General features: G+C 65.5%; 11 protein-coding genes. 1 reads left to right on the top strand and 10 read right to left on the bottom strand.

Going from position 1 to position 12,430, the window contains the following annotated elements:
- The 10 genes from ACH2AT_RS04310 to ACH2AT_RS04355 all read right to left on the bottom strand — a co-directional run.
- Positions 1 to 671, bottom strand: a 671-nt coding sequence (locus ACH2AT_RS04310; protein WP_394963958.1) for an ABC transporter ATP-binding protein, incomplete at its 3' end; no start/stop codon positions are given.
- A 19-nt stretch (positions 672 to 690) separates the two neighbouring features.
- Entirely contained in the window at positions 691 to 1,563 is an 873-nt protein-coding gene (locus ACH2AT_RS04315; RefSeq protein ID WP_394963959.1) for an ABC transporter permease, read from the bottom strand.
- Positions 1,564 to 1,661: 98 nt separating this feature from the next.
- Positions 1,662 to 2,720, bottom strand: a complete 1,059-nt coding sequence (locus tag ACH2AT_RS04320; RefSeq protein WP_394963961.1) for a glycosyltransferase — start codon at positions 2,718 to 2,720, stop codon at positions 1,662 to 1,664.
- Positions 2,721 to 2,786: 66 nt separating this feature from the next.
- A complete protein-coding gene (locus ACH2AT_RS04325) occupies positions 2,787 to 3,851 on the bottom strand; it encodes a glycosyltransferase family 2 protein (RefSeq protein ID WP_394963963.1) in 1,065 nt (354 codons plus the stop codon).
- 18 nt (positions 3,852 to 3,869) lie between these two features.
- Positions 3,870 to 6,080 carry a glycosyltransferase gene (locus tag ACH2AT_RS04330; RefSeq protein WP_394963965.1) on the bottom strand — a complete coding sequence of 737 codons (2,211 nt, stop codon included), beginning with the start codon at positions 6,078 to 6,080 and terminating at the stop codon, positions 3,870 to 3,872.
- The gene (locus tag ACH2AT_RS04335; protein WP_394963967.1) at positions 6,077 to 7,090 is read right to left on the bottom strand and encodes a glycosyltransferase family 2 protein; all 1,014 of its coding nucleotides are present in this window, start codon (positions 7,088 to 7,090) and stop codon (positions 6,077 to 6,079) included. Before ACH2AT_RS04335 ends, ACH2AT_RS04330 begins: the two co-directional genes overlap by 4 nt.
- Before the next feature lie 21 nt (positions 7,091 to 7,111).
- Positions 7,112 to 8,107 carry a glycosyltransferase family 2 protein gene (locus ACH2AT_RS04340; protein WP_394963969.1) on the bottom strand — a complete coding sequence of 332 codons (996 nt, stop codon included), beginning with the start codon at positions 8,105 to 8,107 and terminating at the stop codon, positions 7,112 to 7,114.
- Between the two features lie 24 nt (positions 8,108 to 8,131).
- Positions 8,132 to 9,133, bottom strand: a complete 1,002-nt coding sequence (locus ACH2AT_RS04345; protein ID WP_394963971.1) for a glycosyltransferase family 2 protein — start codon at positions 9,131 to 9,133, stop codon at positions 8,132 to 8,134.
- Positions 9,130 to 10,083: a glycosyltransferase family 2 protein gene (locus tag ACH2AT_RS04350; RefSeq protein WP_394963972.1), complete on the bottom strand. Its 954-nt coding sequence runs from the start codon at positions 10,081 to 10,083 to the stop codon at positions 9,130 to 9,132. Before ACH2AT_RS04350 ends, ACH2AT_RS04345 begins: the two co-directional genes overlap by 4 nt.
- A 24-nt stretch (positions 10,084 to 10,107) precedes the next feature.
- Positions 10,108 to 11,355, bottom strand: a complete 1,248-nt coding sequence (locus ACH2AT_RS04355) for a glycosyltransferase family 4 protein (protein WP_394963974.1) — start codon at positions 11,353 to 11,355, stop codon at positions 10,108 to 10,110.
- Positions 11,356 to 11,543: 188 nt separating this feature from the next.
- Here ACH2AT_RS04355 and ACH2AT_RS04360 point away from each other — a divergent pair, with 188 nt between their 5' ends.
- Entirely contained in the window at positions 11,544 to 12,368 is an 825-nt protein-coding gene (locus tag ACH2AT_RS04360) for a DUF4422 domain-containing protein (protein WP_394963976.1), read from the top strand.
- The last annotated feature ends 62 nt before the right edge of the window (positions 12,369 to 12,430 follow it).

Consider the following 12,430-nt stretch of genomic DNA (forward strand, 5'->3'; position numbering starts at 1 on the left):
GTGCGGCCCTCCTGGCCGGCCACGTCGCTCATCTTGCCCAGGCACTTCTGCTGGAACTTCATGTCGCCCACCGCCAGCACCTCGTCCATCACCATGATCTCCGAATCCAGATGGGCGGCCACCGCGAAGGCCAGCTTGACGAACATGCCGCTGGAATAGCGCTTCCCCGCGGCGTCGATGAACTCGCCGCACTCGGAGAATGCGATGCTCTGGTCCAGCTTCGCGTCCACCTCGGCCTTGGTCATGCCCAGGATGGAGCCGTTCATGTAGATGTTTTCCCGGCCGGTCATCTCGCCGTTGAAGCCGGTGCCCACCTCCAGCATGCTGGCCACCCGGCCCTTGATCTTCATCTCGCCCGCCGAGGGGGCGGTGATGCGGCTGAGCAGCTTTAACAGGGTGGATTTGCCCGCGCCGTTGCGGCCGATGATGCCCAGGGCCTCGCCCTTGAATACCGTCAGGTCCACCCCGTTCAGCGCCATGAAGGTCTGGCCGAACAGGCGGGTGTCGGTGCCGATGGGCAGATTGGGGTCCTCTTTGCCCCGCACCCGGGCCCACCAGCTTTGCAGGTCGGCGGTGAGGGTGCCGCCGCCGATCTGGCCCAGGCGGTACTGTTTTTTCAGCCCGGTGATCTCGATCACCGGCTCGCGGGCGGTTTGTGTCTGCATCGTCATTGTCTCGTTTCCTCCCGCGTCACACCGTGTCCATAAAGGTTTTTTCCACCCGGCTGAACAGCACCACGCCGGCCACCAGGGTCACCAGGGCCACCGCGGCGCTGTACAAAAGCCAGGCGGGGCTGACCTCGCCGCAGCCCAGCAGGGCGTAGCGGAACACCTGCACCGGCTCGGTCATGGGGTTCAGGCGCATCAGCACCAGCAGCCGGGGGCTGTTCCCGGCGATCTCGCTCATGGAATAGACCACCGGCGTGGCGTACATCCAAAGCTGCACGCCGAAGCTCACCACGATGGCCAGGTCCCGGTATTTGGTGGTCAGGCTGGACACGATGATGCCCACGCCCAGGCCCATCACCATCACCAGCAGCAGCACCGCCGGCAGCGCCAGCACCCACAGGTTCATCTGCACGGCGCCGTAGGCCTGGCCGAAGAAGTAGAACCACACCCAGAAAACGAAGAACATCACCATCTGAATGACCAGGTTCACCAGCGAGATGAGCACCTGGGAGATGGGCATGGTCAGCCGGGGGAAGTACACCTTGCCGAACAGCCCCGCGTTGGTCACAAAGGTGTTGGCCGTGCCGGTGATGCAGGAAGCAAAAAAGGACCAGATGGCGTTGCCCGCCATGTAGAACAGAAAGCTGGGCACGCCCGACTCGGCCAGGCCCGCGATGCCGCCGAACACCACCGTGAAGATGACGGTGGTGAGCAGCGGGTTGATGAGGATCCAGGCGGGGCCGAGGATGGTCTGTTTGTAAAGGGTGGCAAAGCTGCGCTTGACGAACATGACCACCAGGTCCCGATACTGCCACAGCTCCTTCAGGTCAATGTCGAACCAGCCGGTGCGGGGCTTGATGATGGTGGTCCACTGCTGCTGGGATGTGTTATCCATGGAAAAACTCCTTTGCGCTGCGGCGAAGGGCCGCACAGTGTTAACATCTTATTATACCATGAAACGGCCCTTGAGGGATAGAAAAGACGAAAATTCTGTCAGAAAACCTCCCGCCAGCTTTTTCCCAAAAGCGGGCGGCCCAGGCGGTAGGCCCGCCAAAACCAGCGCCGGTCCCCCTCAAAAGAGCGGGCGATAAAGGCCACCAGCCAAAGCTGCCCCCAGCGGAAAGGCAGGTAGTAGGGGGAGTAGACCCGCTCTTCGCCCATGTGGCGCAGAATGGCCGCAAAGCGCCTGTCCTGCAAAAGCCCGGCTTTCAGCGCGACGCGCTTTTCGGGCGGAGTGGACAGAACGCCATAGGCCAGAGTGTGCAGGCACTGATACCACAAAAAGCCCATCTCGGCGGGGGGCACATGATAGCGGCAGAGAAAATCCTCCGACAGGTCGCTAAACATGGCCAAATGGCTGGGCAGAAAAGGCTGGGGCCGGTTGCTCACGCTGGCGTCGTTGTGCATTTCGTAATAGTAAAGGGGCTGGGGAATATAGCGGATGCCCGCCGCCGGATGAGCGGCAAACCACGCCCGCCAGAAGGCCAACACAAAGGGCAGGTCGTCGGTGCCGTCCCGAATGGCCTCGTCAAAACGCAGGCCGTTTTCGCGCAGAAAGTCCACCGGGAAGGCCTTGGTCCACACATAGTGCACCGTGCCGGTGCAGTAAAGCTTGCCGAACCGGGGCTGGGTATAGCGGGTGGGCAGGGCCTTGGCTGCGTCGGCGCACATCTCCTCCCACACGTCGTGGTGCCGCCAGCTCACCAGGTCGTCGCCGGCGTCTTTCAGCGCCGCGGCGATGGCAGCCAGGGCGCAGGGACCCAGGCGGTCATCCTGGTCGAGAAACAGCAGATACCGCCCTTTCGCGGCGGCGATCCCCGCGTTGCGCGCGCCGGTGACGCCGGCATTTTTCTGGTGCAGCACCCGGATGCGCCCGTCCGCTTCCGCCAGCCGGTCGCAGACTTCGCCGCTCTCGTCGGGGCTGCCGTCATCGATGAGCAGGTGCTCATAGTCGGCAAAGCCCTGGGCCCGCACGCTGGCGGCGCAGCCGGGCACAAAGTCTGCCCCCTTGTACACTGGGGTCAGGATGGTGAAAAAGGGCCGCTGGGCCATGGGCGGCACGCTCCTTTCGAAAACTTGATCATGGCACGCCCGGCGGGCGGTGCGAAACCCGGCGGATCAGCCGGTGGGGATGAGGGGCTTCCAGCCCCGGCACAGGGTGTAAAGCCCCAGCCAGTGGAATTTCCAATAAAGGGCCATGGGCGGAACAAGGCGGCTTTGGTCCAGCGCCACCGCCAGGGCCGTTGCATGAAAGCGCAGGGGCAGATACCGCGCTTCGTAAAGGCGGTTCTGTTTAAAAAAATCCATCAGGCGGCGGTACTCGCCGCTTTTGTAAAAGCGGGCCATGGCCCGCCGCCGCTCCTTTGCCGGGGTGCACCACGCGCCGTAGAGCAGGGTGTTGAGGTACTCCATCACGATCTTAGCCAGGTCTTGGGGCGGCGTGTGGTACTGCTGCAAACAGTCGGCGAGCAGCCGGTCAAAGGCTTCGTAATGGCTGGGGGCAAGGCGGCTACGGTCGCTTTTGCTCAGGCTGGCGGCGTTGCCGTTTTCATAATAGTAAAGGGGTCGGTTGATAAACAGGCACTCCGCCTTTGAATCCCGCTCAAAAAAGGCCCGCAGGTAGTCGGTGACGAAGGGCCGGTCTTCATAGCAGCGCATGGCCACGTCAAAGCGCAAGGCCGCCTTTTCCACCAGCGCGGCGCTGAACAGCTTGCCCCAGGGCGCTGCCAGGGGCGTGTCGGCATACATGCGCCCAAAGTCCTGAGCACGGTAGCGCACCTCGGGAGGCTGGCGCTGTTCTTTGCCCAGGCAGTCCCATTCCTCGGTGAAGGCGAACACCATAAAAACACCCGGTTCGGCAAGCTGCCGGGCCAGCAGGGTCTCCACCGCGTCGGGGGCCAGGGCGTCGTCCGCGTCGGCAAAAAGCAGCCAGGGGGCCCGGGCGGCCTCGATGCCGGCGTTGCGGGCGGCGGAGGCGCCGCCGTTCTTCTGGTGGATCACCTGGAAACGCCCGTCCTTTGCGGCCCACTCGTCGCAGATGACCGGCGAGCCGTCGGTGGAGCCATCGTCCACCAGGATGCACTCAAAGTCCGCAAAGGTCTGGCCGGCGATGCTGCCGAGGCAGCGGCGGAGATATTTTTCGGCGTTGTACACCGGCACGATGATGCTGACCAATGGTTCCATGGCGGAATGCTCCTTTGCTTATTCCCGGCGGCCCCAGCTTTGCAGCGCCGCCAGCAGGGTGCGGTAGTAGGTTTCGGGCGCGTAGCGCCCGGCGGCCTTCCGCCCGGCTTTTGCCATGGCGGCGGCGCGGGCAGGGTCGGCCTTCAGCGCCAGAATGGCCTCGGCGATGGTGTTTTCCAGCGGCGGCACGCCCGCCACGCCGCGCAGCTGCCCGTCCTCCCACACCTCGCTCTGGGGCAGGATGACCGCCCCGCTGCCCTCGAGATATTCCGGCAGGCCGCCGGAGGCGGTGGCGATGACCGGGCAGCCGCAGGCCATGGCCTCGATGGCGGTGATGCCCGCCGGCTCCTGCCAGAGGGCGGGGAAGCAGGCCGCGCTTGCCATGCGGTAATAGGCGGGCAGTTCGGGGTTCGGCACAAAACCGGCAAACTTCACCCGGCCGCCCAGCGCCTCGGCTCGGCTTTGCAGCCCGTCGGCGTAGCCCGAGCGGGCTTTGGCCCCGAAGAAGGGGCTGCCCACTACCAGCAGCTTCACCTGCTCATCGGGGATGTTCGCCATGGCTGCCAGCAGCTGGTGCACGCCCTTTTCCGGGCTGGTGCGCCCGCAGAAGAGCACCACAAAATCCCCTTTGCCAAAGCCCAGCTTCTCCCGCAGGGCCGTGGCCTCGCCCGCTTTTGCCTTGGGGCAGAAAAGGTCAAGATCGGCGCAGTTGGGCACAAGGGCGGCGCTTTCGGGCCCTTCGCCGCTGCCCGCAAGCCAGGCCCTGCGCACGAACTGGCTGATGCAGAGGGCGCGGGGGCATATCTCGTCCAGCGCCGCGCTGCCCGGCGTCTCGCCGTGGAGATGTGCTACGAAGCGCCCCCGTCCCAGCGCGCGGCTGGCCTGCCGCCAGCCGGTAAGGTCGCCCCCCTCGGCCAGATACCAGTCGGCGTCCAGCCGCTTCAAAAAGGGGAGGGGCTTCGCGTACCAGCGGTTCCAGTGGATGGGTTTGCCCACAAGGGCCGAAAGGCGCACCGCCAGCCGGTGGCCGAGGTCTTGAGCCGGGGGCATTTGATAATAAAACAATGTGTCCGCGAAGCGGGCGGATTCGCCGGCGGCTTCTTCGTCCCACTGGCACAGCACTGCCAGCTCCATCTCTTTGAACCGGGCATTCTGGCGGGCCAGATGCTCCGCCAGGGTCTCCACCGCGCCGCCCTTCACGGCGGGCACCGGCAGGCCGGGAGGCAGCAGCAGCGCCACCCGCATCTTGTCCGTTTTCGGGGGCAGGGGCAGCGCCCGCTTTGCCCACCGGCGGCAGCTGAGTTTTTCCCGGGCGGAAAGGCCGGGGCAGTTTTTCAGAAGGGGCAGCAGGGTGGCCATCTGGGCCTGGGCCTCCTGCCAGCGGGCGGCCAGCGGCCAGGTGAGGGCGTTCTCCCCGCACTGCGCGCAGAGGGCAAGATACCGCCGCCATGCCCCCGGCAGGGCCAGCGCCGCCAGGTCGGGACGGGAATGGGCGGTGAAAAAGCGGCAGCGGGCCGCCGCCGCGTCCACTCCGTCGAAGGCGGAGGGGCGCAGCCCGGTGCGGCAGATGCTGCCCTGGCGCAGCCGGTAGAAATAGAGCACGTCGGCAAGGCAGACGACCTTCTTCGCCTGCCAGAAGAGCAGATGGGCCACCGCGTCGTCCTCGTGGATGCGCCCGGCGGGGTAGCGCAGGTCTTGCCACAATCTGCGGCGGTAGAGCTTGTTCCAGGCCACGGTGTAGTAGGTGGAGGCGGGGCCGAAGAACTCCGCCAGCAGGTCTTTGCCGCCGAACACGCCCGCGGCGGCGGGCAGGGTGAGCGCCCGCTCGCCCAGCGGAGCCAGCCCCTCGTCCACGTCCTCCACGGCGCACAGAGCCATGTCCGCCCCGGCTTCTTCCAGGGCGGCGTGCAGCTTTTCCAGATAGTCCGCCGCCACCACGTCGTCGGAATCCACAAAGGCGATGGCCTCGCCTTTGGCGATGTCCAGCCCGGCGTTGCGGGCGGCGGAAAGGCCGCCGTTTTGCTGGTGGATGACCTTCACCCGGCCGTCCTTCGCGGCGTATCCGTCGCAGAGGGCCCCGCAGCCGTCGGGGCTGCCATCGTCCACAAAAATCAGCTCAAAATCGGTGAAGGTCTGGCCCAGCAGGCTCTCGGCGCAGGCGGGCAGGCAGTCCTCCACCTTGTACACCGGCACGATGACGCTGATGGCCGGGCGTTTTTCTTCGCTCATGCGCCCGCCTCCTTCCCCCTGCGCAGGCTGCCCCGGGCCGCCGCCAGACGGTAGCAGCCTTCCGGGCTCAGCACGAACAGCGCCGCCCGCAGCTTTTCGGCGGCGGGCACATAGGGGCAGCGCAGAATGGCGGAAAGCAGCCCGTTCAGTTTTTTCTTGTGCTTTGCAAAGCCGGCTTTCAGCGCGGGCGAGAGGGGCCCGGCCTCGCGGGCGTGGACATAAAAGAGATAGAACACCTGCCAGTAGCGGGCCACCGCACGGCGGTATAGGTCCGCCCGGCCGGGCTTTTGGGCGAAGAAGTCCACCCAGCCGCCGTAAAGGCGCAGGTCGTCCAGCTTTTTTGCCGAGAAGGCGGCGCTGGTCATGTTGCCGGTGCGCACCCGGTAGAGATAGAGGGGCTTATTGGTGGCAACAATGCGCCGGCCGTCGTAAATTTTGTCCATGATATTCGCGTCGTCGCCGAAGAACATGGTCTCGTCGTGGCGCACGCCCTCAAAAAGCCGCGCGTCGTAGAGCTTGTTCCAGGTGACCATGCAGTACATGCCGCCGTCCCGCAGAACGTCGTAGAACTGGTTCAGTGCGTCGCCCTCGCCCAGCAGGTCCTCGGCGATGGTCACGCCCTGGCCCAGGCGGCTTCCTTCCTCGTCGATGCACTCGGCGCCGCAGGCCGCCAGGGGGCAGCGGCTTTCCTGCACCATGTTGTAGAGGGTTTCCAGAAAGTCCGGCTCCAGCAGATCGTCGGAATCCACATAGCTGATGTAGCGGCCCTTCGCCGCGTCCAGCCCCGCGTTGGCGGCGCTGGCGGGGCCGCCGTTGGGCTTGTGCACCACCCGGATGCGCCCGTCGGTTTTTGCCAGTTCGTCGCACACCTCGCCGCAGCCGTTGGGGCTGCCGTCCTCCACCAGGATGAGCTCGAAATCGGTGAAGGTCTGGGCCAGGATGCTTTTCACGGTGAGGGGAAGATAGTCCTTCGCGTCGTAGACGCTGGTGATGATGCTGATGGTGGGCATGAACGCGCCTCCTGAAAGGGGTTATTTTGCGCCCCGCAGCCGCAGGGGCAGGCAGGCGAGGGCGGGGCTTTTGCGGCGGGCGGCAAGACGGAGATACTTGCCGTAAAGGCCGGGGATGCTTTCCAGCCCTTCCAGCAGGGCGGGGTACCAGACCGGGCTTTCAAACAGGGCCGCCAGCGCCGCCTGACGCTTTTCCAGCGGGTAGGATTTGGTGCGGTCCAAAAGCAGGGTGTAAAAACTCAGCGCGTCGTGGGGGCGCTGGCTCTTGATGAGGGGGGCGGCCAGTTCCGGGTGGCCGGCGGCGGCAACGAAGGCCTCCATCTGGTCCAGCACCCGCTGGCTGGTGACGAGGTTGTCCAGCGTGGCGGCGTGGGTCAGGGTGGCAGGATGCACCCAGTATTCGTAGAAACTCTCTCCCAGATGCGCCATCTGGCCGATATGAGGCCAGAAGGCGAAATTGAAGGCGACGTCCTCCCCGGTGCGAAGGGCAGTGTCGAAAGAAAGGCCCGCCTGACGCACCGTTTCCAGCCTGTAGGCCTTGTTGCACAAAGAGAAGAACTGGTTTGCCTGATAGTAGCCCACGAAATGCTCCCAGAAGCCCTCGAGGCCGCACTGGAAAGCGGGGTAGACCGCCGGGGTGCTTTTTTCGCCCTCCCGCCACTCAAAACCGTAGCTGATGAGGTCGGGGGAGGAGGCGGCGGCCCGGGCGATGGCGGCAAAAGCGCCGGGCTTCAGGATGTCGTCCGCGTCCACAAAGGTGAGGTAGCGCCCGGCGGCGGCGGCAAAGCCGGCATTGCGGGCGGCGGCGGCCCCGCCGTTGGGGCGGCTGAGCAGCTTCACCCGGTCGTCCTTGCGGGAGAATCCGCCGCAGATCGCGGGGGAGGAATCGGTGGAGCCGTCGTCCACCAAAATCAGTTCGAAATAGGGGTAATCCTGGCTGAGGATGCTCTCCACCGCCGCCTCAAGATATTGTCCGGCGTTGTAGACGGGCATCACGCAGCTGATGACAGCGGGCATGAAAAAAGCCTCCTCAGAAAAGTTTCAGCTTCCGGCGCGCAGAGAACGCACAAAGGCCAGCGCCCCGGCAAGGCGCAGCCGCACGCACGCCCCGTAGACAAGGCGGGCGGGGCCGGTGTAGCAGCGCTGCACCCAGGAAGCCACCGCGCCGCGGCAGTGGGCGGGCGCCAGCAGCCGGGCAAACAGGCGGCGGCATTCCCCGAAGGGCAGCGCCCCCCTGCGCCCCAGCAGCATGGCGCACTGGGCGGCGGCAACGCCCCCCTGGCGCTTCAGGAGCACCTGCCGGGTCTCATCCTCCGACGCGCCGAAATGGGCCAGAAAGGCCGCCAGGGCCGGGCGGGTGTACTCCTCCGCGTCCAGCAGGTCGGTGCGCAGCCGGCGGGAGAGGCTGCCCTCCGCCCGGTTGTCACAGACGTAATAGGCCGCGGGGATAAAATAGGCCGGGCCGCAGTGCTCCAGCGCCGAAAGGCAGAAGAGAAGGTCCTCGTTGACCTTCAGCGCCTCGTCAAAGCGCACGCCGGAAAGGGCGGCGCGGCGGAAAATTTTGTTGTAGAGCGCGGCGAACAGGCCGGTGTCCACGAGATAATAGCTGAAATTCCCGGCAAGGCACGCCAGTGATTCCATCCGCCCGGCGGGCAGGGCCTCGTTCACCTCGCCCCAAAGGGTGTCCACCCCGAAAAAGCAGACGTCCGCCCCTTCTTCCAAGAGGGGCAGAACCGCGTCGTACAGGCCGGGGTTCAGCCAGTCGTCCGCGTCCACGAACTGAAGATATTTTCCGGACGCGGCATCGAGCCCGGCGTTGCGGGCGGCGCTGGGGCCGCCGTTTTTCTGGTGGATGACCCGCACGCGGGCATCTTCTGCCGCCAGCCGGTCACACAGGGCGGGGGAATCGTCAGAAGAGCCGTCGTCCACCAAAATCAGCTCGGCGGCTGCCGGGGCCTGGTCAAGGACGCTGGCCGCGCACTTTTCCAGCGTGGCGGCGGCGTTGTACACCGGCACGATGACGCTCAGCAGCACTTCGCTCATCCCTTGGCCTCCTTATTGCAAAAGAGCTTGTTCCAAACAAGGCCAAAGCAGCGCCCCGTAAAGTAAACGGGCAGGGCGAGCTTTGCCCCGGCGGGCAGACGGCCCATTTCTTTCAGGAAGGGGCCCAGGCCGCCGTATTTGATGCGGTCGATGAGGGGGAAGAAGGTGCCCGCCAAAAGGCACCGGGTGAAGGAATAGCGGCGGCCGAAATAGCTGCGGCTCGCCAGCACCACGTCCAGAAAATCGGCGTATTTTTTCACGGCGCCGGCCCGGGTGTTGTAGTTCTTGTGCTCGGCGCCAGGCCCGCCCACCCGGTAGGCGCTCATGGCCTCGTCCATCACGAACACCCGCCCGCCGTCCAGATACAGCATGCACAAGGCAAAATCCGCGATGCTGCGGTTGGCGGTGACATAGGCCTCCCGGGCCGGGTCGGGCGTGCGGAAGATGTTGCGCACCATGCAGGCGGTGCAGGAATAGGTGATCCCCCGCAAAAACAGGGGCATGGTGGCGTCGGCGTTCAGGATGCGCTTATCCTTCGGCAGGGTGCCGTAGGTGCGCCCGGCGTCGTCGGTGAGCAGCAGGGTGTGGCTCACCGCGAGATACTCCGGGTGGCTTCGCAGAAAATCCGCCTGCTTTTGCAGCTTGCGCTCGTCCCGCCACCAGTCGTCCCCTTCCAGGGTGCAGACGAACTCGCCCTTTGCGGCGCAAAGCCCCTCGTACCAGTTGCGGCTGATGCCCACGTTTTCCCCGCGCAGGTTCAGCCGGATGCGCTGGGGGTACTTCGCGGCGTATTCTTCCAGAATGGCCCGGGTGCCGTCGGAGCCGCAGTCTTCGGTGATGTAAATTTCAAAATCGAAATCCGTCTTTTGGGCCAGCACGCTGTCGATGGCCTTGCGGATGTAGTGCTCCTGGTTGTAGGTGGTGATGACGACCGTCACCAAAGGGGCCATGGGGTCCGCCTCCTTTTCTTGGGATCAGCCGCCGGGGCAAAGGCGGCGGTAAAGGTCCAGCAGGGCGGCGGCCACGGCCTTCGGGTCGTGAACGGCCAGGGCGCGCGCCCGGGCGGCGGCGGCTTTTTCCTCCGCCATGGCCGGGTCGGCCCAGAGGGCGGCCACCGCCTTTGCCATTTCGCCGGGGGCGGCGGGGTCGAACAGCTCGCCCTCCGCTTCGCTCAGCATGCTGGGCACGCCCCCCACCGCCGCGGCGGCGCAGGGCACCCCGGTGAGCATGGCCTCGCCCAGGGAGTTGGGGCTGTTCTCGATGCTGGAACAAAGCAGGTAGGTCTCCGCCAGCAAGAACTGCTGGCGCATGCCCTCGGCGTTCAGAACGCCGGTGTAGTGGATGCGCCCCTCGACGCCGAGCCGGCGGGCAAGGCTGGCCAGATAGCCGGGGTATTCCGCCAGCCAGTGCACCAGGGGCCGCAGCAGGGGGCCTTTGTCCGGCGGGGGCCAGCCCGCCACGAAAAGCTGGGCGTCCGGCCATTGCTTTGCCAGCTGGGCCAGCGCCTCGATGGCCCGGTGCAGCCCTTTCAGGGGGATGTTGCCCTGGCTGACGAACAGCCGGTGGGGCTGGGCGGCCTGCCGCTGCCAGCCGCCGGGATAGAACACCGGGCGCATGATCTCCGGCAGGTGGTGGTACTCCGCGCGGGGGGCGATGGCGGCGCAGTAGGCCCTGTCCCAGCCGGTGCGGCCCAGGATGTGCCGCGCCTTTGCCAGCACCGCCCGCTCCCGTTCGCCCCGGGCCAGCAGGCGCTCCTTCTGGGCCAGAACGGTCAGCCCGCCGGTGCGCTTTGCCAGCGCCTCTTTTAGCGGCTGGCGGCGCAGAAAGCGGGGCGGCAGGCCGTCGGCCATGTGTTCGCCGCAGGGCCCGGCCAGGCCCTGGATATACACCAGCACCTTTTCCGGGTCAAAGCATTCCAGCACCCAGGCGGCGTGGTCGTTCTCGGTGCCGAACAGCTGGATGAGGCCGGGCGCTTCCTCCGCCAGCGCCCTTTCCAGCGCCGGGCGGTCCCCGGCGGGCAGGCCGAGATAGGAAACGCCGTCGATCTTTTCCCGGCGGGGGGCGGAAAGCTGGGGCGAAAAGCTGCACAGGATCAGGTCCAGCCCTTCTTTGGGCAGGGCGGCCAGCAGGCTCACCGCCCAGCTGCCGCTGGCCTGGGGGGCAAGGCCCAGCCGGCGGGAAAAGGCGGGCGGCAGAAAATCCAGGACCCACATCACCTTCATCGCATTTCCCTCCGCTGTTTTTGTTTGGCCGCGCGGCCCACACTTATACAGACTAAAGTATAACAAAAAACGGGGCTTCTTGCAACAAAGGGGGGCGGGCGCTTTGCCGTTGCAAAGCCCCGGCGCGCTGTGGTACAATAAGCGGGAGACCAACCGCCCGCATGCCGGGCTGCAAAGGAGGACGCACCATGGGCGAAACGGCGATCCTGATCGCGGCCCACAAGCCCTTTGACCCGCCCGCGCTGGAGGGCTACCTGCCGGTGCAGGTGGGCGCGGCGCTGGCCCAGAAGGACCTGGGCTTTCAGCGGGACGACGAAGGGGAGAACATCTCGGTGAAAAACCCCCAGTACTGCGAGCTCACCGCCCAGTATTGGGCCTGGAAAAACCTGACCGGGCCCCGGGTGATGGGCCTTGTGCACTACCGGCGGTATTTTGTGAAGGACATGTACGCCCCCGACGTGATGAGCCAGATCCTCACCGCCGCCGAGGCCGCCGCCCTTTTGGAGAAATACGCCGTCATCCTGCCAAAACCCGTTTACAAACTGGTCTGCAACGGCACGCTCTATCACAATAAGCCCCGGGAAGGGCAGGACAAGCCCCTGCTGCTGCTGGAGGACATCGTTGCCCGCCGCTGCCCGGAATACATGCCCTCCTTTGAAAAATTCGTCTACGGCCGCCGGGCCAGCTTCGGCAATATGCTCGTTGCAAAGCGGGAAACCTTCTGCGCCTACAGCGCCTGGATGTTCCCTTTGCTGGAGGAGTTCGAGCGCCTGGGCGAAGCGCAGGGCATCCTGGACCCGCGCATGTGCGGCTTTGTCTCGGAGTATCTGCTCTGCATCTGGGCCGACCACAACTTTGCGCCGGAGAAAATTTATTTCATGGACGTGGCCAACACCGAGGCGGACCGGCGGGCGCTGGGCTACCGGGCGCGCAAAGCCCTGGTGAAAACAGGGCTGTTCGAGCCGGTGAGCCGCGCGGCCTTCGCGGTGTATTACAGAATCAAAGGCAGCTGAAAAAGGTCCGTCCCGCAAAGCACTTGCGCAGGATGAAAAAAGAGCGTAAGATTAAAAACCGC

The organism is Candidatus Allofournierella excrementigallinarum (assembly GCF_944388085.1).
In the GTDB taxonomy this organism is placed as follows: Bacteria; Bacillota; Clostridia; order Oscillospirales; family Ruminococcaceae; genus Allofournierella_A; species Allofournierella_A excrementigallinarum.